At 53.5% G+C, this 25,546-nt stretch carries 18 protein-coding genes; 11 read left to right on the forward strand and 7 right to left on the reverse strand.

The annotated features are described in order from the left end of the window. The first annotated feature begins 35 nt into the window (after window positions 1-35). A complete protein-coding gene (gene glgB / locus IEY39_RS01865) occupies window positions 36-1,973 on the forward strand; it encodes a 1,4-alpha-glucan branching protein GlgB (RefSeq protein WP_188927934.1) in 1,938 nt (645 codons plus the stop codon). A gap of 1 nt (window position 1,974) precedes the next feature. On the opposite strand, the gene argS is transcribed toward glgB, so the two are convergent. Then, window positions 1,975-3,747: an arginine--tRNA ligase gene (gene argS, locus IEY39_RS01870; RefSeq protein ID WP_188927935.1), complete on the reverse strand. Its 1,773-nt coding sequence runs from the start codon at window positions 3,745-3,747 to the stop codon at window positions 1,975-1,977. A 72-nt stretch (window positions 3,748-3,819) separates the two neighbouring features. Here argS and IEY39_RS01875 point away from each other — a divergent pair, with 72 nt between their 5' ends. After that, window positions 3,820-4,311: a GtrA family protein gene (locus IEY39_RS01875; protein ID WP_229688726.1), complete on the forward strand. Its 492-nt coding sequence runs from the start codon at window positions 3,820-3,822 to the stop codon at window positions 4,309-4,311. Between the two features lie 12 nt (window positions 4,312-4,323). On the opposite strand, the gene IEY39_RS01880 is transcribed toward IEY39_RS01875, so the two are convergent. After that, window positions 4,324-4,743 (reverse strand): VOC family protein, encoded by a 420-nt coding sequence (locus tag IEY39_RS01880; RefSeq protein WP_188927936.1) that lies wholly within the window; start codon window positions 4,741-4,743, stop codon window positions 4,324-4,326. Between the two features lie 133 nt (window positions 4,744-4,876). Continuing rightward, the gene (locus tag IEY39_RS01885) at window positions 4,877-5,326 is read right to left on the reverse strand and encodes a helix-turn-helix domain-containing protein (RefSeq protein ID WP_229688727.1); all 450 of its coding nucleotides are present in this window, start codon (window positions 5,324-5,326) and stop codon (window positions 4,877-4,879) included. A 104-nt stretch (window positions 5,327-5,430) separates the two neighbouring features. Here IEY39_RS01885 and IEY39_RS01890 point away from each other — a divergent pair, with 104 nt between their 5' ends. The 3 genes from IEY39_RS01890 (at window position 5,431) to IEY39_RS01900 (ending at window position 9,301) form a co-directional block, all read left to right on the forward strand. Further along, the gene (locus tag IEY39_RS01890; RefSeq protein ID WP_188927937.1) at window positions 5,431-6,807 is read left to right on the forward strand and encodes an HAD-IB family phosphatase; all 1,377 of its coding nucleotides are present in this window, start codon (window positions 5,431-5,433) and stop codon (window positions 6,805-6,807) included. 100 nt (window positions 6,808-6,907) lie between these two features. Further along, window positions 6,908-8,812, forward strand: coding sequence for a molecular chaperone DnaK (dnaK, locus tag IEY39_RS01895; RefSeq protein ID WP_188927944.1), 1,905 nt, complete (start codon window positions 6,908-6,910; stop codon window positions 8,810-8,812). A gap of 270 nt (window positions 8,813-9,082) precedes the next feature. After that, window positions 9,083-9,301, forward strand: a complete 219-nt coding sequence (locus IEY39_RS01900) for a hypothetical protein (protein WP_188927945.1) — start codon at window positions 9,083-9,085, stop codon at window positions 9,299-9,301. A gap of 50 nt (window positions 9,302-9,351) precedes the next feature. Here the strand turns inward: IEY39_RS01900 and IEY39_RS01905 are convergent, their stop codons facing one another. Continuing rightward, window positions 9,352-11,160 carry a MutS-related protein gene (locus tag IEY39_RS01905; RefSeq protein WP_188927947.1) on the reverse strand — a complete coding sequence of 603 codons (1,809 nt, stop codon included), beginning with the start codon at window positions 11,158-11,160 and terminating at the stop codon, window positions 9,352-9,354. A gap of 19 nt (window positions 11,161-11,179) precedes the next feature. Next, entirely contained in the window at window positions 11,180-11,332 is a 153-nt protein-coding gene (locus IEY39_RS01910) for a hypothetical protein (protein WP_188927949.1), read from the reverse strand. 85 nt (window positions 11,333-11,417) lie between these two features. On the opposite strand from IEY39_RS01910, the gene IEY39_RS01915 reads away from it, so the two are divergent. Beyond that, window positions 11,418-14,111 carry a 4-alpha-glucanotransferase gene (locus IEY39_RS01915; RefSeq protein ID WP_188927951.1) on the forward strand — a complete coding sequence of 898 codons (2,694 nt, stop codon included), beginning with the start codon at window positions 11,418-11,420 and terminating at the stop codon, window positions 14,109-14,111. A gap of 37 nt (window positions 14,112-14,148) precedes the next feature. Here IEY39_RS01915 and IEY39_RS01920 read toward each other — a convergent pair whose 3' ends face one another. Together IEY39_RS01920 and IEY39_RS01925 are read right to left on the reverse strand one after the other, a co-directional pair. Continuing rightward, the gene (locus tag IEY39_RS01920) at window positions 14,149-16,074 is read right to left on the reverse strand and encodes a T9SS type A sorting domain-containing protein (protein ID WP_188927957.1); all 1,926 of its coding nucleotides are present in this window, start codon (window positions 16,072-16,074) and stop codon (window positions 14,149-14,151) included. 234 nt (window positions 16,075-16,308) lie between these two features. Beyond that, complete coding sequence (locus tag IEY39_RS01925; protein ID WP_188927959.1) at window positions 16,309-16,986, reverse strand: T9SS type A sorting domain-containing protein; 678 nt, start codon at window positions 16,984-16,986, stop codon at window positions 16,309-16,311. 213 nt (window positions 16,987-17,199) lie between these two features. Between IEY39_RS01925 and IEY39_RS01930 the strand changes: the two genes are divergently transcribed. The 5 genes from IEY39_RS01930 (at window position 17,200) to IEY39_RS01950 (ending at window position 25,544) form a co-directional block, all read left to right on the forward strand. After that, complete coding sequence (locus IEY39_RS01930; RefSeq protein ID WP_188927961.1) at window positions 17,200-18,234, forward strand: dipeptide epimerase; 1,035 nt, start codon at window positions 17,200-17,202, stop codon at window positions 18,232-18,234. A gap of 122 nt (window positions 18,235-18,356) precedes the next feature. Further along, window positions 18,357-18,881: an RNA polymerase sigma-70 factor gene (locus IEY39_RS01935; RefSeq protein ID WP_188927962.1), complete on the forward strand. Its 525-nt coding sequence runs from the start codon at window positions 18,357-18,359 to the stop codon at window positions 18,879-18,881. A gap of 26 nt (window positions 18,882-18,907) precedes the next feature. Beyond that, entirely contained in the window at window positions 18,908-19,972 is a 1,065-nt protein-coding gene (locus IEY39_RS01940; protein WP_188927964.1) for a FecR family protein, read from the forward strand. 157 nt (window positions 19,973-20,129) lie between these two features. Continuing rightward, window positions 20,130-23,642, forward strand: coding sequence for a SusC/RagA family TonB-linked outer membrane protein (locus IEY39_RS01945; protein ID WP_229688728.1), 3,513 nt, complete (start codon window positions 20,130-20,132; stop codon window positions 23,640-23,642). Window positions 23,643-23,654: 12 nt separating this feature from the next. Next, window positions 23,655-25,544 (forward strand): RagB/SusD family nutrient uptake outer membrane protein, encoded by a 1,890-nt coding sequence (locus IEY39_RS01950; RefSeq protein ID WP_229688729.1) that lies wholly within the window; start codon window positions 23,655-23,657, stop codon window positions 25,542-25,544. Window positions 25,545-25,546 lie beyond the last annotated feature (2 nt).

Raw genomic sequence — 25,546 nt, forward strand, 5'->3', positions numbered from 1 at the left:
GGACGATAACCTAAATTTACGTTAAAGACAAAAAAATGAAATACGAAGAGGTCCATTTTGTTGATTCTACTAAGCCAGTGTGGAACTATTCGCTTTTTACGGATGAGGATATCCGTAATTTTCAGCAGGGTACGCATTATCGCTTGTATGAATTGTTTGGCAGCCATCGCGTGACCGTGCTGGGCAGGACGGGGTATTACTTCGCTGTCTGGGCCCCCAATGCAACGGCGGTGTCCGTCATCGGCAACTTCAACGACTGGTCCCCTGACAAGCATCCCTTGTACGTCCGGCTGGAGCGTTCGGGTATCTGGGAAGGGTTCATACCCGACATTGCCGTTGGGGAATCTTATAAATATCATATCCGGGGGTTCAACGGGGGGACGCTGGACAAAGGCGATCCCTATTGTAATTTCTGGGAGATGCGGCCAAAGACCGCTTCCATAACCTGGGAGCTGGATTTTTTTTGGCAGGATGGGGAATGGATGCAAAGCAGGAAGGTGCACAACGCCCTTGATGCTCCCTGGAGCATCTACGAAATACACCTGGCCTCCTGGATGCGGCCGGACCCCAATAATGAAGAGCGGTACAATTCTTATGATCAGCTGCGGGAATTACTAGTCCCCTATGTCAAGAAGATGGGTTTTACCCATGTGGAGCTGATGCCGGTGATGGAGCATCCTTTTGACGGAAGCTGGGGTTACCAGGGGACGGGGTATTACGCGCCTACCTCCCGATTTGGCGATCCGCAGGGATTTATGGCGCTGGTGGATGCTTTTCACCGGGAAGGCATTGGGGTTATCCTGGACTGGGTACCCTCGCATTTTCCATACGACTATCATGGGCTTTACCTCTTTGACGGCGCCAATACCTATGAATATGCGGATATGCGCAAGGGCTTTCACCCTGACTGGAACAGCTATATCTTCAATTACAGCAGGGGGGAGGTGAAGTCCTTCCTGATAAGCAATGCGCGCTTCTGGCTGGACAAATTCCACGCCGATGGGCTCAGGGTCGACGCGGTAAGCTCGATGCTGAAATTGAACTATTCAAGGCAAGCGGGCGGCTGGGAGCCCAACGAATATGGGGGAGATGGCAACCTGGAAGCGATAGCCTTTATCAAAGACCTGAACGCCACGGTCTTCCGGGATTTCCCCGATGTGCAGACCATTGCGGAGGAGGCGACGGACTGGCCGGGGGTGAGCCGGCCCACCTTTGCGGGCGGCCTTGGCTTCGGGATGAAATGGATGATGGGCTGGATGCACGATACCCTGGACTATTTCAAGCTGGACCCCGTACACCGGCGCCATCACCAGGACAAGTTCTCCTTTAGCATGATGTATTATTATGACGAGAACTTCGTGCTGCCGCTGAGTCATGATGAAGTGGTGCACGGCAAGTCGCCGATGATCTTTAAGATGCCGGGAGATGAATGGCAGAAACACGCTAACCTCCGGCTTTTGTATACCTATATGTTTACGCATCCGGGTGCGAAACTGTTATTCATGGGCGATGAATTCGGGGCGACGACGGAATGGAATTACAAGACCGAGCTGCCCTGGTTCCTGCTGCAGTATGATGCCCATCGCCTGTTAAAAGATTGCGTGCGCGATCTCAATGAGCTGTTACGTGGGGAGCCGGCCCTGTACGAAAACCAATTTAATATATATGGTTTCGAGTGGGTGGATCTGCGTCACCGGGATGAATGTGTTATCGTCTATCGCCGGAAGGGCAGGGATGCGGCCGGGGATGTGCTGGTGATCCTCAATATGACGCCCATAGTGCGCCGGGACTGGAAGGTCTATGCGCGGGGGAAGGACGCCTGGACGGAGGTCTTCAATAGCGACGACCGCAAGTACTGGGGGACGGGGGATACGAATAATCCTGCCATCCCGGTGAGGCTCGTAGATGAGACCGATGGGGTCTATGAGGTGACGGTTCATCTGCCGCCACTGGGGGCCATCGTATTAAAGTGAGCTACATCCTTTCGGGGACGCGGATGCCGAGAACGTTCATGGCGTTGCGCAAGGTGGTGGCCGTCATCTGGCAAAGCTGAAGGCGCAGGGTCTTCTTTTCGGGAGTTTCGGCGTTAGCGACGCTGTGTTCTGCATAAAAGGAATTATAGGTCTGGGCTAACTGGTAGGCATAGCCTGCGATGACCGAAGGGCTCATCTCCACGCAAGCCTGTTCGATGATGGCGGGGAATTTCTCCAGGGTGATCGCCAGCGATTTTTCGAGTGCCAGGAGAGGAGCATGGAAGGGGTGTTCTATCAGCGGCTCTTTGCGGAGAATGCTGCGGATCCGCGCATAGGCGTACTGGACGAACGTGGCGGTGTAGCCATGCAGGTCGATGGATTCCTCGGGGTTGAAGAGCATCTTTTTCTTTGGGTCGACGCGCAGGAGAAAGAATTTGAGCCCGCCCAGGCCGATGACGTCATAGAGGTCTTCTAATTCCTCAAGGGAGAAATCTTCGGTCTTTCCCAATTCCTTTGTTTTCCGTTCGGCTTCGCTGATCATCTCATCGAGGATCTCGTCGGCATCGACCACTGTTCCTTCCCGGGTCTTCATCCGGCCGGTGGGCAATTCGACCATCCCATAGCTGAGATGGAAGATGCCGTCGGCGGAGGGCAGCTTCAATTTCTGGCAGATGAGCTTTAGCACCTTAAAATGATAGTTCTGTTCGTCACCGACTACATAGATGCTCTGGTCGCAATGGAACTCCTCGTATTTTTTAACGGCAAGACCGATGTCCTGTGTGATATACACTGCGGTACCGTCCCTGCGCCGGACGATCTTGCGATCGAGACCATCGGCTGTCAGGTCGATCCAGACGCTGCCGTCGTCTTCCTGCTCGAAGACACCTTGTTGCAGTCCCTGTTCTACCAGTTCTTTACCAAGGAGGTAGGTATTGCTTTCGTAATAGGTTTTGTCGAAGTCGCTGCCGATGCGGCGATAGGTTTCGTCGAAGCCGGCGTAGACCCAACTGTTCATTTGTTTCCATAAGGCGATGACCTCCGGTTTCCCGGCTTCCCAGTCGACGAGCATCTGCTGAGCCGCCTTCATGATGGGCGCTTCTTTCTCGGCCTTTTCTTTATCCATGCCTTCGGCGATGAGCTCTGCCATTTGTTTTTTATGTTCTTCGCCGAAGAGAACATAATAGTCGCCAACGAGATGGTCGCCCTTGATGCCGGTGGATCCCGGTGTAGCCCCATTGGCAAAGAGCTGCCAGGCGATCATGCTTTTGCAGATATGGATACCGCGGTCGTTGGCGATGCAGGTCTTAACGGTATCGTAGCCGTTGGCCTTGTATATCTCGGCAATGCTCCAACCCAGGAAGTTATTGCGGAGGTGGCCGAGATGGAGGGGCTTATTGGTGTTCGGGGATGAATATTCGACCATCACCTTTTTGCCGATGCGCGCTTTGCGGCCGAAATCGGGGTTGTCGTGCTGCGCCTGTATGAAGGCAAGCCAGTAGCTATCGGCGATGGTGAGATTGAGGAAGCCCTTGATGACATTATAGGCGGAAAAGAGCGTGGGATGGGAGGTAAGAAGCGCCCGGCCCAATTCATTGCCGAGCTCTTCCGGTTTTTTTTTCAATTGTTTAACAAATGAGAACAACACCACCGTATAGTCGCCTTCGAATTCCGGTTTTGTCTCGTTGACCGCCACTTCCCCCGCGGGTAGATCATACTGATATTCCCGTTGCAGTGCCTGACTGGCGGCCATCCTGATCTGACTGATAAGTTCCATTTTCCGCTGATTGGCTGCAAAAGTAAGGCATGTTGGCCGTTTTTTTGGTGTTTTGTATCTATCTTTGCCCGAATGGCACAGCTTCTGAAAAAAAGAATTATTGACTTTATCGACTTCTTCTATCCGCCATTCAGCAAGCTGATGCCATTGCAGACCTTTCGCTATGCTGCCTGTGGCGGCGGCAATACCTTACTGGATATTGTGATGTATGCGATAAGCTATAATTTCATCCTGCACAAACATAATGTCGATATGGGGCTCGTGGTGATCAAGCCCCATATCATGTCCATCATTCTGGCCTGGTGTGTCAGTTTCCCGACGGGATTCTTCCTGATGCGCAATATCGTGTTTACGGAAAGTACGCTGCATGGAAGGGTGCAGCTGTTCCGATATTTTGTACTGGTGATCATTTGTCTTTTGCTCAACTATATCTTCATCAAACTTTTCGTGGAGCAATTCCATATCTATCCCACGGCGGCAAAGATCCTGACCACCATCATTGTCGTGACCTTCAGTTACCTTACGCAAAAGAATTTCACGTTTAAGGCGGAGCAGCCTAAGTAATCATGTTTTCGATCAGGGTTGTTTTGGCTGGGTCATGCTGAACCAGTTGCCGAGCCCATCGTAGAGGATGGCTTCCGTGCCGTAGAATTGTTCTTTCGGTTCGCCTTTGAAGCCGACGCCCTTGGCCTTTAATTCTTCATAGGTGGCGCGGCAGTCGGGGGTGTGAAGGACGCCGGCGCCCAGCGCTCCTTTTTCAAGCAGCACGCGGAAGGCATTCTTTGTCTCTTCGTCATAGCCCATTCCGCCGGTATGCGGGGTAATCAGGGCTATTTCCAGATCGGGTTGGTCGGGTGGGGTGATGGTGAGCCAGCGGAAGCCATTTTCCATTTTGGCGTCGGTATTGACCGCGAAACCTAGTTTGTTGACATAGAAGTCATAAGCTTTGTCCTGGTCGAGTACAAAGAAGGTGATGTGGGAAACTTTGGTGATCATAATATGTTATTTATATAGAGGGGTAAAATTAAGCCTGGGCGGCAGGGACGGCTTCTTGAATCTTGCCTTTTTAAGCCGACGAAGGCAGGCGCAAGCCTGCGAACGAGCTTTTGCCGGTGGCAAAGGCGAAGTTCTAGTCCGAGGGACAGACATTAGCGTTTGTGCAGGCTGTATCGACCATGCAGTTTTCGATGAAGCAATAGGGGATAAACCGGAGGGGCTGTTGCCGGGTTTGCTGGTGTTTTTGCCAGGCCCGGAGGCGGTAGTCGGTGGGTGCGTGGCCGCTCTCTTTCTTAAACAGGGTGCTGAAAGAGCCAATGCTTTCGAAGCCGACCTCGTTGCAAATCTCGGTTATAGTTAGATCGTTGCCCGCCAGACATTTCCGTGCCTGTTCGATCCTTTTTCGGGTGAGATACTGGTGCGGGGTGAGCTGGTAGATGCGGGTGAAGAGGCGGTGGAAATGATAGCGTGAAAGGCAGGCCTCCCGGGACAGGCGATCGAGATCGATGGCTTCGGGGAAGTTGCCGTCGATGTACAATTTAGCTGTAACGATCTTTTTATATACGTCGGGGGCAATGGGCATGGATCGGGTTACTGGCACAATTTTAGGAGTGCTCAGAAGCAAAAATAGTAACTTTGTGAGTTACACCCTAACCCGTAGGATGACTCACTCAAAATTAAAAGCCTATGGTTACAGTCATCATTCCTGCTCTTAATGAGGAAAAGACGATCCGCCAGGTGATCCGGCAGGCCAAGCGGAATGGGCTGGTGAATGAGATCATAGTGGTGGACGATATGTCATCGGACAATACAATTGCCGAGGCAAAGAAGGAGGAAGTAAAGGTCATTACAAGTACGCATGTGGGCAAGGGCGATTCGATGCGGGAGGGGATGCTGATGGCGAAGAACGAGATCATCGTCTTCCTTGAAGCGGACACCCCCAGCTATGCAACAGATATTGTGGGTAAGCTCACCGCCCCGTTGATAGCCGACCAGGCGGATTTCGTCAAATCTTATTTCGAACGGCAGAGCGGCCGGATGTTCGAGCTGCTGGCCAAGCCCTTGCTGGAGCTGTTCTTCCCGCAACTATTGAAGTTCAAGCAGCCCCTGAGCGGGGTGATCGCCGGGAAGAAAGCCATCTTTCAAAAGGTGGATTTCGATAATGATTATGGAGTCGACATCGGGTTGTTGATCGATATGCACCAGACAAGGGCGCGGATCGCGGAGGTCTGTGTCGGTGAAGTGGAGAACGACCGGCAACCACTGCACGTGCTGGGCCGCATGGCCAAGCAGATAGCCAATGCCATTTTCAAGCGGGTGAACATCTTTGACGGCGGACGCCGGGAAGAGGAGCAGCAGACCCCGCACCTGATGCGGGAACAAGTCGAATTTGCCCTGAAGGAGCTGGTTCGCCAGCCAAGGAAGATGATCGTCTTCGACATGGACAATACCCTGCTGCAGGGTAGTTTTATCCAGGCGGCGGCCGAGCGGTTTGGGTTTACGAAGGAGTTGAAGGACATCCTTGCCCAGCCCAAGAGCAATTACATCAAGACGCAGAAGATAGCCCGGCTGCTGGAGGGCAAGACCTTTGCCGAATTGATCAACGTGGTGGAATCCATTCCGATCATCGGGGATGCGGTGCAGGTGATAAGGGAATTGCAGGTGAGAGGGTATGTCTGCGGCATCATCTGCGACAGCTATTATGCTATTGCCAACCATATCAAGAACGTGCTCGGGCTTGACTTCACCCTGGGCAATGAGCTGGAATTCCAGAAAAGTGTGGTTACGGGAGAGGTTAAGATACCCTCGCAGTTGTTAAAGGACCGGTTTAGCCTGTGCGAACACGATCATTGCAAGTCGAATATGTTCCAATATATCCTCCACCGGTTTGGTATCAGTCTGGCAGATTCGGTGGCAGTCGGGGATGGGGAGAACGATATCTGTATGGTCAAAATGGCGGGTACGGGTATTTCCTTTAATTCTACGACCCCCATCCTGGACGAGGTGGCCGACTATGTGTTCAAGGGGGATTCACTGAAGCCTGTTTTAGAGGTTGTTAGGTAAATCCGGTCTGTCACTGTGGCAGCAGCGCATGCCATGGCATAATGATTGTCAATACATTCCGGATTTAAACTTGTAAAACCTTTAAAATCATACAAACAATATGGGAAAAATCATAGGAATTGACCTTGGCACGACCAATAGTTGCGTGGCCGTGATGGAAGGAAATGAGCCCGTAGTGATCGCCAACGATGAAGGTCGTCGTACGACCCCGTCGATTGTGGGTTTCCTGAAGAACGGAGAAAGAAAGGTCGGGGATCCCGCCAAGCGCCAGGCCATTACCAATCCGGTGAACACCATTATGTCGGTAAAACGGTTCATGGGCCGGCGTTATGACGAAGTGACTAATGAGATCACCCATTGGAGCTATAAAGTTGTCAAGGGTGACAATAATACCGTCCGCATCGACATCGACGGCCGGTTATATACGCCCCAGGAAATATCCGCTATGATCCTTCAGAAAATGAAGAAGACGGCGGAAGACTATCTGGGCCAGGAAGTAACGGAAGCAGTCATTACCGTGCCTGCCTATTTCAACGACGCGCAGCGCCAGGCTACGAAAGAAGCCGGGGAGATTGCGGGGTTGAATGTCCGGCGTATCGTCAACGAGCCTACGGCTGCCGCCCTGGCTTATGGCCTGGACAAGGCCGGTAAGGACGAGAAGATCGCCGTATTCGACCTTGGTGGCGGTACCTTCGATATCTCCATCCTCGAACTGGGGGACGGTGTTTTTGAAGTAAAGTCCACCAATGGCGACACCCATTTGGGTGGTGACGATTTCGACAAGGTGGTTATGGATTGGCTGGCCGATGAGTTCAAGAAAGAGGAGAATGTAGACCTCCGCAAGGACCCGATGGCCCTGCAACGGTTGAAGGAAGCCGCCGAAAAGGCCAAGATAGAGCTTTCTTCTTCCAGCGAGACGGAGATCAACCTGCCTTATATTACGGCTGTGGACGGTGTGCCCAAGCACCTGGTGAAGAAGTTGAACCGCTCGAAATTCGAGCAGTTGGCCGATGCCCTGTTCGAAAGGTGTCTGCGGCCCTGTGAACAGGCGCTGAAGGATGCCGGGCTTACGGCTTCGCAGATCGACGAAGTGATCCTGGTCGGTGGCAGCACCCGTATCCCCAAGGTCCAGGAGCTGGTAGAGAAGTTCTTTGGCAAGAAGCCGAACAAGGGTGTCAACCCGGATGAAGTAGTCGCCATCGGCGCCGCTATCCAGGGTGCAGTGCTCACCGGTGAAGTAAAGGATGTGTTGCTGCTCGACGTTACCCCGCTTTCCCTCGGCATCGAGACCATGGGCGGTGTGATGACGAGGCTCATCGATGCGAACACCACTATACCGTCCAAGAAATCGGAAACTTTTTCTACCGCGAGTGATAATCAGCCCGGCGTTCAGATCCATGTCCTGCAGGGTGAGCGTCCCATGGCTTCGCAGAACAAGAGCCTGGGTACCTTCAACCTCGATGGTATTCCTCCGGCCCCGCGCGGCGTACCGCAGATCGAAGTCATCTTCGACATTGACGCCAATGGTATCCTGCATGTAACGGCCAAGGATAAGGGCACCGGTAAGGAGCAGAAGATCCGCATCGAAGCCGGTAGCGGTCTCAGCAAAGACGAAGTGGAAAGAATGAAGGCGGAAGCCAGGGCCAACGAGTCGTCCGACAAGGTGGCAAGGGAAAAGGTAGATAAGATCAACCAGGCCGACAGCCTGATCTTCCAGACAGAAAAGCAATTGAAGGAATTCGGTGATAAGCTGCCCGGTGACAAGAAGGCGCCGATCGAAGAAGCCCTCAAAAAATTGAAAGATGCACACAAGTCACAGGATATTGCGGCCATCGATGCGGCATCAGCGGAGATGAACAATGCCTGGACGGCGGCTTCTGAAGAATTGTACAAGGCAACGCAGCAGGCGGGAGCACAGCAAGGCCCCGGAGCCAATAACGGCGGACAGCAGTCGAATGCCGGTGGCGAGAATGTAACGGATGCCGAATTCGAAGAAGTGAAATAATTGATAATCAATCAATAGCAAAAAGCCCTCAAAAATTGAGGGCTTTTTTATTTGTAGATGTGACGATTATTCGTAACTTTGCACCGCATTGAACAACCAAACGCGTATTACTAGCGAGTTTGCCTACTTCAAAAAGAGTACTCCAGTCTATCGACACTTCTTTCAACGATTCTCAAGTGTTACCAAACGGACCAAAGGTCCGTCGGCCGATGGCCAGACATTAAATTCTCCTTCGCGGTTGTTCTGAACTAAACTTAAAAATGAACATTTATGAAAAGTGATCTAGTGCACTCTATTGTGCAAATGGAGGCTAACATCCTTAAACAGTTAGTAACTGAGGTAAAGGAAACCGTTGCGACGGAAGTCGAATTGCCCAGGGCCCGTAAGAGCTCGTTCGGGGTGACAAATTTGTGGGCCATCAGGCGCAAGAGCCGTTATGCGGCTACAGCTCGCCGTAAGCCCCGCATCATCACAGGTTTCGGTTATTAATAAGGATAGATTAGCTAGCAGAACCCCGCTGACGCGGGGTTTTTTTATGCCTATATGATATCCATCTTTTTCATGAGGAAGGAGGCGTTGCGGTTACGGGCGATGCCGCGTTGAAGGAGATAGTTGAAATGCAGTTCGCCGTTGTCGATGACGCTTTCGAAACAATAGTTGGTAATGAGTCCCGGTTGTTCGAGCGTACCAAGGGAGAGATCGTGGGTTGCGAAGAGCGAGAGACAGCGGTATTGGAGCAGCTGCCGGATGAATTGCTCGGAGCCGCTGGTCTTATCTTCGGAGTTGGTGCCGCGCAGTATTTCGTCGATGAGGACGAGGGCGGGGGCGCCGGTGCGGAGATGGAGGATGATCTGCTGTAATTTTTTGAGTTCGGCCATGAAATAGGAGGTCTGTTCCTGCAGGGAGTCGCTGATGCGCAGGGAAGTGAGGATATCCATGGGCGTGAACGTGAACGTGGCGGCGCAGACGGGGAGGCCGCATTGGGCCATCAGCAGATTGATGCCGATGGTGCGCAGGAAGGTAGTCTTTCCCGACATGTTGGACCCGGTGACGAGGATGAGGCTTTCGTCGCGGCCGATGGTAAAGTCGTTGGCGACGCGTCGCACCGCGGGGATAAGAGGATGAGCTATGCTGGTGGATTCGATGAAAAGGGCAGGGGCTGGCGTCCCGTTGGTCGGGGCTGCGCCGGAAGCCATCGGTGAAGGGTAGACGTAATCCGGGTTATTAAAGGCAAAGGTGGCCAGGGAATTCAACTGTTCGATGGCGCCGACCGCCTCGATCCATCCGGGGAAGGACGACCGGTTGCGGTCTTTCCAGCTTTCGAGCGCGATGATACAGTGCAGGTCGTAGAGGAAAAAAGTGTTCAGCAGGACATTGACCACCAGGTTGAGCCGTTGATCGAAGAAGGACGTAAGCCGGGACAGGCGATGGATGGCCGTGTGCGCCATTTTGGTGACCGACTGCCAGTGCTGCAGCACGGGAGAACCGGTTGTATCGGCTTTGTTGAATTCGGCGAGGATACCGGCGTACTGATCGAACAGGTCTTGTTTATGGCTGATCAACCGGTGCTGTCCGCTGACATAACCGTGGTAGGCCCTGAGCAGCAACCGGGAGACGATGATCCCCGCGACGACAAGGGCAAAATTATTGCTGGTAAAATACAGGAGCAACCCGGCTATGTTGACAACCGGGAGTACGATGATGGCGGCGCGCAGCCAGCCATTCCGGTAGAAATGGGGTGAAGTATCGAGCCACTCTGCGAGACTGGCTTTGTCGAGATCGGCCTGTCTTTTATCGATGAGTAACCCATGGGCGGTAAGCAGCGGCCGGAGATGGGTCTGGGCGGCAAGGATGCGGACGGCCTGTTGTTCCTGTACGATCACGGCCGGGTCGAGCAGGGGTCTGCGCAACCGTGCAGCCAGGACATTCATTCCCCTTGCGGTGGTGGTCCGGTTGAGGACGTGAAAAAGGGAGTTTTTGCCAAAGATGTCCAGGTCGTCCAGGTAGGTGTCGGAAGTGAGAAAGGCCGCGCCATCAGGGAACCGGTTGGAGGCGCCCGTCAGCAGCCCCACTTCGTTCGTCAGGACAAAACGCAGCTTCTCCTGGAGGCTGCGCTGGTCTTTCCAGCGATAGTAGAGGTTGACACAGCCGATGAAAGCCGCAGTGAGCAGCATGGCCAGGATCAGTAAGGCGAGGGTGTATTGCTGGATGAGGGAATAGACGGTAAACGCTACACCGGCAAACAGGGCGACGCGTACGAGCGCCATGCCGTTCAATCTTGTCTGGATGCTCCGGATCTTCCCGTTGCAGGCGGCAATGTTTTCTTGATAATAGGCCTCGGTTGACAAGTTATTGGGCAGATGGCGATCACATGATATCCATCGCCTTGACAAAAGAAGTGGCGAAGAAAGGCAGGATCAGCGTCAGGTAGGAGAAATGGGAGGCGATAGCGGCGATAAGGGCGACGGTAGAAACGAGGAACAATAACCAATAGCCCAGGGTATTCTTCTTTTGTGCCATGAGAACAAAAATTTGTGCGAAGGTAAGCCAAAACCAGCATTGGACCAACTTCAAAAAAATCAATATCTTCGGGCTATTCTCACATATGAAACTCGATTTCTACTTACGCTTTCATACTAACCCCGGCCAGTCGATCCTCCTGGTTGGGAACATCGCTGAACTGGGCAACGGCCAGTTGGCTGCCGCCATGCCGCTCGACTATGTCAACGGAGAGTTCTGGCATGGAAGCGTCCTCCTGACAGAAGCACCAGCGGATACGATCTATTACCACTATGTCCTCCATAATCCGGATGGAACCCTGACGGAAGAATGGGGCGATGACAAGTATATCGATGCCCACGCCGTTACGGAGGCGGAGATACACGTGATCGACACCTGGAATTTTACCGGAGAATATGAGAATGTCTTTTTTACTTCGCCTTTCCGGGATGTGCTGCTGCCGCGGCACAAGGCAGGCAAGAAGAAAAAAGCAATAGAGCAGGTGACCCATCTTTTCCGGGTGAAGGCCCCGCTGCTGGCGGCTGAAGAAGTTGTCTGCCTGTTGGGGAGTGCGACCGCCCTGCAGGACTGGAAGGAAGACGATCCGCTGTTGCTGACGCCCGACGGGGACTGGTGGACCGTGGCACTGTCGCTGCCGCCGGAATCCTTTCCGCTGGAATACAAGTATGGGGTCTATCATAAGAAAGAGAAACGGTTCACCCACTGGGAATCGGGGCCCAACCGGTATGTTCCGGGTGATGCCCGGCCGAATAAGCTCAGCATCCTCCACGATGGGTTTGTCCACCTGCCCAATACTACCTTTCATGGCGCCGGGGTCGCTATCCCGGTGTTTAGCCTGCGGAGCAAGGAGTCTATGGGGGTGGGGGAGTTTACCGACCTGGAAGGGCTTGTCGACTGGGCCGTCAAATGTGGTCTGCGACTGATCCAACTGTTGCCGGTGCAGGACACGACGGCCAATCACAATTGGGCGGACTCTTATCCTTATGCCGCCATCTCCGCCTTTGCCCTGCACCCCATTTATCTCAACCTGGAGAAATGCGCGGGCCGCAAGAATGAAGAGCTCATCAAGCCGTTGAATAAAAAGAAAAAGGAGCTAAATGCCTTGCCAGAGCTGGATTACGAACAAGTAATGAAGCTCAAGTTGCTAGTTGTTAAAGAATTATACGAATTACAAAAAGAAGGATTCAAGGAAGACCCGGGTTTCCTGGAGTTTTTTGAGCGCAACAGGGACTGGCTGGTGCCCTATGCGGCTTTTTGTTATCTGCGGGACAAGCATGGAACCCCGGATTTCACCCGGTGGACGCTGCACAGCGAGTATGATAAAGAAGCCATCCGGGAGTATACCACGCCGGAAAAAAAACATTATGATTCCATTGCTCTTCAATATTTTATACAGTATCATCTCCATATTCAATTGAAGGACGCCCTGGATTATGCCCACGAGCATGGGATCGTGGTAAAGGGGGATATCCCCATTGGCATCTATCGCTATAGCTGTGATGCCTGGGTAGCGCCGCGGTTGTACCATATGGACATGCAGGCGGGAGCGCCCCCGGACAACTTTGCCGTCAAGGGCCAGAACTGGGGTTTTCCGACCTACAACTGGGAGGAGATGGAAAAGGATGGCTACGGCTGGTGGCGCCAGCGTTTTAGCCACATGCAAAACTATTTTGATGGGTTTCGCATCGACCATATCCTGGGTTTCTTCCGCATCTGGAGCATTCCTATGAACGTGGTGGAGGGTATTCTGGGGCATTTTGTGCCGGCCATCCCGGTTCACCGCGTGGAATTCCAGCAGCGCAATATCTGGTTCGACCGGGACCGGTACACGCGGCCTTTCATCAATGACGCGGTGCTGTGGGATATCTTTGGGGAGGATGCGGGGTTTGTAAAGGAGCATTACCTGCAGCCGGCCGACAATGCCCTTTTCGAACTGCGGGAATCCTATAACACGCAGCGGAAGATTGCCTCCGCCTTCAGGAAAGAAGCAGCCAATACTTTTAACGAGAAGATGCGCATCGGTCTGTACGACCTGGTTTCGAATGTCATTCTATTGGAAGTGGAGGGGTCAGAGGGATTGCAATTTCATTTCCGCATCTCGATGGAGCAGACGAGTTCTTTCCGCTTCCTGGAGTGGCATACCCAACAACAATTGAAGGACCTTTATGTCAATTATTTTTATAACCGGCAGGACGATTTCTGGCGGCGCGAGGCCATGCACAAATTGCCGGAGCTGAAGCGGGCCACCAATATGCTTGTTTTCGGTGAAGATCTCGGAATGGTGCCGCGCAGCGTACCCGAGGTCATGCGGCAGCTGGGCATTCTCAGCCTGGAAGTGCAGCGGATGCCAAAGGATTCTACCCGGGAGTTCTCCTATCCGGCGGAGGCGCCCTATCTGTCGGTGGTGACGCCTTCTACTCATGATATGAGCACTATCCGGGGCTGGTGGGAAGAGGACCGGGCCCAGACCCAGCGTTTCTTTAACCGGGATTTGGGCCAGTGGGGTGAGGCGCCGCGTTTCTGTGAGCCCTGGATCAACAAGGCGATAGTGTTGCAACACCTGCATTCCCCGGCCCAGTGGGCCATCTTCCAATTGCAGGATCTTATGGGGATGAGCGAGCAATTTCGCCGGGAGAACCCGAATGACGAACGGATCAATGTGCCGGCCAATCCTCATCACTACTGGCGCTACCGGATGCATCTAACCCTGGAAGAGCTGCTCCATGAGAAGGCCTTTAATAGCGAGCTGCGGCGGGAGGTAGAGGCCAGCGGGCGGTGAGCAGCCTCCGGCGGCAAAGGCAGGCGCTTATGGCCGTTTACTGCTTCAGCACTTCGCGAACGAAATGGTTTCCATCCGAGCTCTGTACTTCCACAAAATAGATGCCCCGGCCAAGGTTGCTGACGGGCATGTCCACGGTAGCAGGAGAAGTGGCGGTGACCACCCGCATCACCTGTCCCTGGCTGTTCAGCAACCGGATGGCGTTTTTTCCCGAAACATGGGTCAGTGACAGGTGCAAGTTGTCGACTACCGGGTTGGGATAAACGGTGAGGGTGATGCCTGCATCGCCGCCAGCGTCAAAAGAGAGGGCGCGAATAGTAGAATAGGCGACCTTCCCGTCCACATCTACCATGGCAAGCCGGTAGTAATTCTTTCCTGCCAGGGGATTCGCGTCCGTATAAGTATACCTAACCTCAGTATTGGTATTGGCCGCGGCGGCGACGGTGCCGATGGTGGAGAACTGACCGTCGTCACCTGCGCGTTGGATGTCGAACCGGCTGAATCCCGTCTGTTGCTCCGTGGTCCAATCCAGTTGAGCCGTGGCGCCTTGCGCAGTGGCGGTGAAGGAGCTGAGGGTCACCGGCAGGGTAATGGGAGATGCGCTGTAAAGAAGCGTATAGTACCCGGCGGCAAGATTGGATGCCACGGTCTTGAAAGAAACGGTACTGCCCGACACGGTGGAAGTCGACGTTATGATCTGGTTAGTGCCGGTGGCGAAAGTTCCGTCCGTGGCATTGTACAGCAGCGCATAGGTATTTGCCGGGGATGGGGCGGTGAGGCCGCTGTTATAATCCGAAAAATTAAAGCTGATAGTGACGTTGCCGGTGCTCTTGCCCCCCGTTGTCTGCAGGTACCAGCTGCGGTTCCATTTGGACATCGCGCTGCCGCTGGTGTAGCCGTGGACGGTTGCATGGGCGATGACCGTATTGGCCTGGCCGTTGTGGGCGGCGGCTATGTAACCGGTATTTTTCAGGAAATCGCTGCCCGAAGTGCCGCTGCTAAAGCCTAGTCCGTCGGTAGAGCCGGCGACGTCGGCCGTGAAGTAATCGACGCCGCTGTAACCGATGCCGACCAGGTTGGTAGTATAGGTCGTGGCCGTGGGCGGCGTGTAGATGCTTGTGGCGACCGTCTGGTTCCATTCCGCGGCCAGGTAATTCTCCAGGATCACCTGCTGGGTGGTGTTGACGGCGGTGTTATACAACAGTATCTCGGACATCGTACCATTGAAGTATTCGTCAGCGGCCCAATTGCTGCGGCCGATGTAATTGGACGTCCTGGCGACGGAGCCAGGCAACCAGGTCTGGCTGGAGCCAGCTGCCCCCGATGCCGCCTGGGCGGTGCCGGCAAGATATTGATTCACCGTCGTAAGCGTGCCGGCAGTACCACCCTGCTGGATGGCCTCGTAAAGGTTTTCGCTATTGTTGACAATGGGGCTTGTGGTAGTATAGGTCTGATCGCCGGAGCCACTCTTCCAACCCTCGTAGTAATTCTTAGCCGAATTTCCGTACCGGCCCATCATAAAATTATTGTTGGCCGTACCGTTGCCGAAGTCGAAGATCCGCTGCCAACCCCATCCCGCATGTGTCGGGCCGTAGCTCACCTGAGCGAAGGCGCTGATACCCGAAGTGAAAGACAGGGTGGCAGGAAGGCTGGCAATGCTGAGGTATTGCGAACTGGTGGCGGTGAAGCTGACACCGGGCCTCCCGGAGGGGTTTGCCGAAGCTCCGTAGACGGGCTCATTTGCGGTTGTGGCCTGGGTAAAATTGAACCCGTTGCCACTGAGGTCGGCCCACGTACTTACCTGGTTGGACCCGTTCATCGTAATCGAACTGGCTTTGTTGGCATTCAGCCAAAGGATGAGATTGCTGTTGCCGAGGCCGCCAGGATAATAGCTTTGAGCGGTAGCCTGCAGCACGCAGAACAAGGCGGATAAAAGTACTAATCTGGAGTAAAGAGCCTTCATAGAGATTGCATTGATGCCAAACAGTTTACAAATCGGATGCTAGTTTGCAACCGATTGAACGCTCAATACTTAGAAAACAATAAGTGGAAAACTCTATCCCTTTTCTGGAAAAATGGCTCTTTTTGGGAGGAGACTACTAAATGAAGAAACCGGCTCAAATTGGTGCAGCCGGCTCACCATTGTGAAAACCGGCTGCTGGGAAAGGGGTCTATTTTTTCAGGCTACAGTCTGCTATTACATCATTTTTACAAAGGGCTGCACCATCTGCAGGGAACCTTCCCGGTTGATCACCTTCAGGAAGTAGTTTCCGTTCTTCAGCCCGGAGAGCGCGATGGTCTGCTGGTTGATACCGATGCTCAGCTGTTGCTGGGTGGTGAAGAGGACCACACCGGCAAGGTTATAGACCTGCACGATCACCTCCTGGGGAGTAGTGCTTTCGACGCTGAAGTTGAGGGTAGTGGCGGCGGGGTTGGGGTAAAGGGACATCTTAGGGGCCACTGCCTCTGTGGTATTCTTATAGAGTGTAATTACTTTGGAATAGCGAACCACGCCTTCGAGGTCTACCTCCCGCAGGCGGTAGTAGTTGTTGCCGCTGAGCATATGTTCATCGGTGAAGGTGTAGCTGGTTGTGTTGGCGTTGTTGATGCCGTAGATGACGCTGATGGAATCATATCCACCCATTTCGCCGGCGCGTTCGATCACAAACCATTTACTGTTGGTCTCATTCTCCATCACCCAGTTGAGGCTGGCCGAGCCGTTGTTCACTTGGCCGTCAAAGCTGAGAAGGAGGGCCGGAGTGGCGCCAGTGCTTGCTTGAGCGGTCTGGGCGTTGACGTTGGCGCAGGCGCCCAACAGGAGGAGAGCAGCAAATGCCAGTCGAAATTTCAGGGAGGATGCGGTGTTACGATTCATTGGGATACGATTGCGTGTGTATCCTATGGCATGCAAAAAGGTGCCAAATTACAAGCGGTTGCTGATGAGGTCTTTACGAGCGTGCCAGATTCCACATCCTTCCCATGGCGGGAAAAACTTTCTCAATTCTGCAAAAAAAAGCGTAGAAACCCGGAAACGGCCGTATTTTCCGAAGGGCGGGCGGTATCGGCCTATTGCTTAATTTTGGCCCCCATGATCTGCAACTATTATTCTTACAGCCTTCCCTTCAGGCATCCCTTTACTATTTCAAGAGGTACCAAGACCCATCAGCCGACCCTGCTGGTAGAACTCGAACACAAGGGCCTGAAAGGCTACGGAGAGGCGCCTGCCATTGCTTATTATCATATCCCGGTGGAAAAGATGATCGCCGATCTGGAGGCCAACAAGGCGATGATCGAGCGATTTGCCCTCACCGATCCCAAACGTTACTGGCACTACCTGCATCACCTGTTGCCGCAGAATCCCTTTCTTGTCTGTGCGTTGGATATTGCCGCATGGGATCTTTTCGGTAAGCAGGTGGGCAAACCTCTTTTTAGCTTGTGGGGGCTCGATCCGGCGAAGGGGCCACAGACAGATTTTACTATCGGGATCGATAGTGTCGATAAAATGGTGGCGAAGATGAAGGAAAAGCCCTGGCCGATCTATAAGATAAAACTCGGCGTGGAAGAAGACATCGCTATTGTGGAGGCGTTGCGTCAGCATACCGATGCGCGGCTGCGTGTCGACGCCAATGCGGGCTGGACCGTGGATGAGGCGTTGCGGAAAATACCGCGGCTCGCGGAGCTTGGGGTCGAATTTGTCGAGCAGCCGCTTGCAAAAGACGATTGGGAGGGGATGAAGGTGCTCTACCGGCAGTCTGCCCTGCCGTTGTTCGCCGATGAGTCCTGCGTAAAAGAAGAGGATGTGGAAGCCTGTCACGAACATTTTCACGGCATCAATATAAAGCTCACTAAATGCAGCGGGCTGACGCCGGCGCGACGGATGATCGAAAAGGCAAGGAGTCTGGGTATGAAGGTGATGGTGGGCAGCATGAACGAAAGCACGGTGGGCAGTGCAGCCATAGCTCATCTGTTGCCGGAGCTCGACTTCGTGGATATGGATGGGCCGCTGTTATTGAGTGAGGACCTGGCGACGGGCCTGGTCTTTGATTTCGGAAAAGTGACGATTCCCAGGGGGCCGGGATTAGGTGTCAGTTTTACAGGTAAAAAAAATTCTCTGCCGATGTAAGGAAAATTCAGAAAAGGTCTTTAACTTACTCATAACACTACACTGCTTGAGGCAGGCTTGACCTTTTGGACCAAATTGCTGCTATATCTGAAATACAACTGCGCATCGCCTTATATGAGGACATGAAGGCGTACAAGCGATTGTATGAGCTGTTGTCCGAAGGTCTTTATCGTTTTACCTACTCCATGGTGCGGTCGGCTGAAGTGGCCGAAGAGATCGTTTCCGATGTATTTATAAAAGTATGGCAGATCAGGAGTAAGTTGTCGGAGATCGACAATCTGCGGGTTTATCTCTATACGATAGCCAGAAACTTCTCGCTGAATTATCTCGCCCGGAATGCGGATAGCCGGGTCATCGGACTGGACAGTCTTAGCAGCGGATTCCTCGTGGAAGGGAACAGTCCCGCTGAGATCGTCATCTCGGCCGATCTGGTCAACCAGATGAGGCGGATCATCCAGCAGTTGCCGCCACAATGCCGGCTTATCTTCCAGCTGGTGAGGGAGGAAGGCTTGAAATACAAAGAAGTGGCCGCCATCCTCGATATCTCTCCCTTTACCGTGCGTAACCAGATGGCCATCGCTATCCAGAAGATAGGCGCGGCTCCCCTTTTAAAAGATATTTTCTCTTCGCTTGGTACATATGATTGAGATTCCTTGTCTATAGCGTAATAGCTATGAGAGAAGAACAGTTTTGGCTACTGGTGAGTCTCAAATTATCCGGGGAGGCGACGGCCGAGGACCTGGCTGCCCTGGACCGTTTACTGGAGCAACATCCCGAGATGGGCGCCCGGCTGGAAACCCTACATGATTGGTGGGGCCACCGGAGTCCTTCCACGCCCCGGCTGAAGAAAGGCGCCTTCCAACGTCATCTCCGGAGACTGAACGAGAGCGAGCATCTCCCTTCGCGTGGCCCTTGGCGCCGGCGTCTATATCTTTTAACGGCCGGTGTCGCCGCTTGCATAACTGCTGTTCTTCTTTTTATTCATCCCAGGGCGCCTGGAACAAAGATCCCTCAGCCGGTGGCCCAGAGTACCGTGAGCACAAAGAAAGGGTCCAAGTCAAAGATCCAATTGCCCGATGGCTCGCAGGTATGGTTGAATGCCGACAGCCGGATCACCTACAACGAAAGTTTCCGCGGCGCCGCCAGAGAAGTACAGCTCTGTGGCGAAGCGTATTTTGACGTAGTAAAGGACCGCAACCATCCCTTTATCATCCATACTTCCACTATCGATGTGCTGGTGCTCGGCACCGTCCTGAATGTCAGGAGCTATTCCAATGAAACGAACACAGAGGCTGTTCTTATCCATGGGTCGGTGCAGGTGACGCTGCGGGGTCACCCGGAAAAGAAGATCATCCTGCAACCCAATGACAAACTGGTGGTGCAGAACGGCAAGGGGGTCGTGGTCTCCGGTGCTGGCAAGGCGGTGTCAAGGGAGGCGGATACCAGCAGGGTGATGCGGCTTGGCAAGGTGCATTTCCAGGAGAGGGACAGCGTGGCAACCGAGGTGCTTTGGGTAAAGAACAAATTGGCCTTCGACCAGGAAAGCCTGGAGAACGTTGCCTTGAAGATCGAACGCTGGTTCAATGTGAAGGTGGTGATCACCAATGCATCATTACAACATACCGAATACAGCGGGGTCTTCGAAGACGAGAGCCTGCCACAGGTGATGGAGGCGTTGCGGCTGACGGGAAATTTCCATTATACCATTCACCGGCGGGAAGTCACGATACGGCCTTGATTTACTAACCAAACGAATACTTGCATATGAAAAAAGTAACCTAAACACCAATGAGATTAAAAAAGAGAAGCGGAGAATGATTGCAGCATCCTCCGCTTTGAAAAGACAACTCCTGCCGTTAACCGGACAGGCATTATCATTATTTCAAACCTAAGTTATGAAAAAAACCGGAAGAGGACTATCTCCGGATCGGGTCCGTGTGTTCACCAAATACCTGCTGATGACGAAACTTGCCATTCTATGCATCTTTGCTTTATCCATCCAATCCTTTGCGAGGGGGTATGGGCAAGGCAATATCAATCTCCGGCTGGAAAAGACACAATTGAAAAAGGTGTTCAAAGCCATCGAGGATCAGGGGTTCTTCCGTTTTGTATACAAGGACGAGATCCTTCCTAAAGACCAGCGGATCAGCATCGTAGCAAAGGGAGCCTCCGTCGAGCAGGTGCTCGACAAGGTGCTCGAGCGGACAGGACTTTCTTATCACCGGCTCACTGACAATCTCATCGTTATCATCCGCACTGGGAATGGGGCCCCCGAAAAACCGCTCGCTGCCGTAAAGGTCAGCGGAAGGGTCACCAATGAGAAAGACGAGCCCCTGAAAGATGTCAGTGTCGTCGAAAAGGGCACCAATAACGGGACAATGACAAAGGAGGATGGGACCTACACGCTGGAAGTGACCAGTCCCAATGCCACCCTCCTGTTCAGTTTTGTGGGCTATGCCCCGCAGGAATATGCCATCAAAGGCAAACTCAGCGTCGATGTGCGATTGCTGGCGGGGGACAATCCGCTGAAGGATGTCGTTGTCGTGGGCTACGCCAGCCAGAAGAAGGTGACGGTGACGGGCGCCGTTGCCACCGTCAAGGGGACAGAACTGGAAAAGACCCCCACGGTGAACCTCTCCAATTCACTGGTAGGGAGGCTGCCCGGTGTCTATGCCGTTCAGGCCAGCGGAGAGCCGGGCTATGACGGGTCGACGATCCGTATCCGGGGCACCAATACATTAGGCAACACTTCTGCACTCATCGTTGTGGATGGCGTGCCGGATATTGCCGGTGGCCTCGAACGTTTGAATCCTGCCGACATCGAGAGTATGTCGGTGCTGAAAGATGCTTCCGCTGCCATCTATGGGGCGAGGGCGGCCAATGGAGTTATTCTGGTCACGACCAAGCATGGGAAGAGCGGGAAGCCGCAGCTGTCTTATACGTTCAACCATGGCTGGGCCCAGCCGGACAGGATACCCAAGATGGCGAATGCCGTAGAATATGCCGCCATCAACAACGAGACTACCATCTATGACCATGTGCCTGCAGCTGAATGGAGCGCGGCAGAGGCCGCTTTCAACCAGGCCGGTAAATATACCACCCTGGGCGGAAGCACGGTGACGGCGCCCTTCCAGCCGGGGGATGTCCAGAAATACGGCAATGGGTCGGACCCCTGGGGTCATCCGAATACCGATTGGTTCAAGACCACCTTAAAGACCTGGTCTCCCCAGGTGCAACATACCTTGCAGCTGAACGGCGGCAACGATGCCATCCGGTATCTTGCATCGGTGGGTTATGAGGACCAGGACGGTTATTACAAAAATTCGGCTACGGGGTATAAGCAATATGACATGCGGATCAATGTGGATGCCCGGGTGAACAAATGGATCATGACGGGAATCAACCTGACGGGGAGGGAAGAGTTTCGGTTCTATCCGACCCAATCGGCCGGTTCCATCTTCCGGATGCTGATGCGGGGCCGGCCAACGGACCCCGAAGTGTGGCCAAACGGCCTGCCCGGCCCCGACATCGAGAATGGCCAGAATCCTATTGTGATCACTACCAATCAGACCGGCTATGACAAGGATAAAAGGGATTATTTCCAGGCTAACGGCAAAGTAGAGGTGTCCATTCCCTGGGTGCCGGGCTTGAAGATCACCGGAACCGGAACTATCGACAAGGAGAATCGGGTCGAGAAGGGTTGGCAAACACCGTGGTACCTCTATTTCTGGGATCATGTCACCTATCAGGCAGATGGCAAGACGCCGGTGCTTACCAAGAGTCTGCGTTCGACCTTTACGACACCGCAACTGGCGGAGACCTACTACAATTACCTGAATGTTCTCCTGTCCGGTTTTATCAACTATGACAAGACCATCGGCGACCATACTATCAATCTCATGGCCGCCGTCACCCGCGAGACCGACAATGAGGATGACTTCAATGCTTATCGTACCAACTTCATCTCTTCGGCCGTGGACCAGTTGTTTGCGGGTGGAGCGAATGGGCAGGTGGTGGGAGGGTCGGCTTATGAACGGGCCCGGCTAAGCTATTTCGGTCGCGCTGCCTATAACTACAAGGAAAAATACCTGGCCGAATTCCTTTGGCGTTATGACGGTTCATACCTCTTTCCAGCGGCGCACCGATTTGGGTTCTTCCCTGGAGTGCTGGCAGGCTGGCGCATCTCGGAGGAGAATTTCTGGAAGGGCATGGCCCATACGGTGCCCTACCTGAAGCTGCGCGGGTCATGGGGACAATTGGGAAACGACCAGGTGTATTACGGCGGCGTCCTGAAGGAATACCAGTACCTGGGAACATACGGGTTTGGCTCCTACACGATCAATGGCCAGGCTGCCACCACCTTACATGAGACCGTGGTACCGAATCCAAACTTCACCTGGGAGGTGGCCAACAACTCCGATGTGGGCCTGGAAGGGCAGTTGCTGGACGGGATGTTCAACTTCGAGTTTGATTATTTCTACAACAAACGCAACCATATCCTTTGGCAACCACAAGGTTCAACGCCGGCATCCAGCGGTATTGCGTCGATACTTCCGCCGGAAAATATCGGCAGGACAGAGAACAAGGGATATGAGTTCACCGTGGGCTACAATGGTCATGCCGGTGGTTTTACCTATTCGGTGAGCGTCAATGGCGGCTATGCCAAGAACAAGATACTTTTCTATGATGAAGCCCCTGGCGCCCCTGCCTGGCAACGGGCGACGGGCCATCCTTTCAGCGCAAACGGCGGCGCCGCTTTCCTGGTATATCAATACGACGGAGTATTCAAGGATGCGAAAGATATTGCCGCTAATACGATCGACTACAGCGGCGTCACTCCTTCGCTCAGGCCCGGGGACATGAAATTCAAGGACATCAATCATCAGGGGAAAATAGACGGTAATAGCCAGGTACGGCTGAACAGCACGCCGGACCCTACCTTCACAGGGGGATTGAATATTCGCGTGGGGTATAAGAATTTCGACCTGTCTGTTTTGTTCCAGGGAGCCACGGGTGGTTTCCTGTTCTTCGGCACCGAATCGGGTGATATCGGCAACTACCTGCAATATTCCTACGACCATCAATGGACGATAGATCATCCAAGCAGCACCGATCCGCGTCTGGCCAACCGGGGTAACACGTATTATACCGGCGGCGGCGCCTGGAACAATACTTATTTCCTGAGAAGCAGCGATTATTTGCGTTTGAAAAATGTCGAGGTGGGCTATAATTTTTCTCCTGCACTCCTGAAACGGGCAAGCATCAGCAATTTACGGATATATGCCAACGGGCTTAACCTCATCACCTGGGACAAGATGAAGATATATGATCCGGAATCCACATCCGGCAGCGGTCAGTATTATCCCCAGTCCAGGATCATCAATGCAGGAGTAAGAGCAACCTTCTAAAAATGAAAAAGTATGACACCGAAAATAAAACTCTTTACCAGGATGCTGCCGTTCGTTGCGGCAGTGGTCCTGTTCACAGCCTGTAGCAAAGGCTTTCTGAACACGCAGCCCCTGAACCAGATATCCTCGACGGCTACCTGGGCGGATGGGGGGCTATCGGAAGCATTTGTAACGGACATCTACAATGGATTGCAGAATGGAGGATTTCCCGAGCAGCAGCTGTCTTCGCTGTCGGATGAAGCGGTCTTTGTGCATCCGGGCAGGGGAATCAATACCATTAACGAAGGAACGCTAAGCCCTTCCAACCTGGGGTGGGTGGACGGAACCTATGAATGGGGTAGCATGTACAGCAGGATAAGGGCAGCGAATGTCGCCCTGGAGAACCTCAAAACGGCCACCTTCAGCGACACTGTCCTGAACCACCGGTTGCAGGGGGAAGCCCATTTCCTGCGGGCCTATTTTTATCACCAGCTGCTTCGCTATTATGGCGGAGTCCCGCTGGTGGCCCATTCTTACGGGCTGAACCAGGACTATAGCATTGCCAGAAGCCCGTTTGCCGACTGTGTCAATTTTATAACGGCTGATTGTGACACGGCGGCTTCCCTGTTGACGGGGAAGACCCTGGCCAGGGGGCGCGCCACCGCCCTGGCTGCAAAGGCGCTGAAATCCCGCATCCTGCTGTATGCAGCCAGCGACCTGCACGATATCCCTACCGCCAAAGGCAATTCAAGCACCATTTCCTCCTTTTCCAATCCAGAGCTGCTGGGTTATACGAGCGGCGACAGGACTGCCCGCTGGCAGGCTGCCAAAGATGCCGCCTGGGCCGTTTTACAGGCAGGCAGCGGGTACCAGTTAGGGCTGACCGCACCGGCTGCACCGGCCGATGCCCAAAACTACTATACGTCAATCGCCATGGGCGGCGGAAGCAATGCGCCCGGCATGGACAAGGCCGCGGCTGTAGAATTGATCTTCGAAAGGGATTTCACGCCTCAGCTGTATACCGGTGGGCCCGGGACGGATGGAACCTCAGTGGGACTCGACAATGGTCCCAATGGCTACCACAACTGGGCGGGTAATGCCCCTATTCAGGAACTGGTAGATGATTATGAGATGATGGACGGGTCAAAATTCAGCTGGTCGAAGCCTGCCGAAGCGGCTGCGCCGTATACGAACCGGGACCCCCGTCTTTATGCTACCATCCTCTATGACGGTGCCGGCTGGAAGCCACGCAGCAAGATCACGTCGAACCCGGACCCGGCCAACCAGATACAAAGCGGGCAATACGAGATGGTACACGGAGGCGTGCTACAACCCGGGCTGGACACGCGGCAGAGCCCGGTCGAGAACTGGAATGGCAGCTGGACGGCGTATTATATGCACAAATTCATCGATCCCGATCCGAACGTGGTAGACAATAATACGAGACAATACATTCCGTGGCCTTTCCTGCGCTATACAGAGGCCGTGCTCAACTATGTGGAGGCGTGCATAGAATTGGGGGACAATAGTGATGCGCTGCTTTGGCTGAATAAGATCCGTTACCGGGCTGGGATGCCAGCCATTACGGTAACCGGGAATGCCCTGCTGCAGGAATACCGCAATGAACGAAGGGTGGAACTTGCCTATGAAGAACACCGCTATCACGATGCCCGGCGGTGGATGATCGCACCCACAACCCTTGGAAGATCGTGTGTATTCATCAATGTGGTCGGGACGCTTAAGCCGGGTGCGCTGGCGCCGTCCCCCTACCGCCATGATACGACGGATTACAATTACACGTATACGCCCGTTGTGGATAATTCTTTGGAGAACCGAACGTGGATCGACAAGATGTATTTCCGGCCGATAAGCCGCGACGAGGTGAATAAGAACGCCAAGCTAATTCAAAACCCTGGATATTAACC

The organism is Puia dinghuensis, assembly GCF_014642875.1.
Taxonomy (GTDB): domain Bacteria; phylum Bacteroidota; class Bacteroidia; order Chitinophagales; family Chitinophagaceae; genus Puia; species Puia dinghuensis.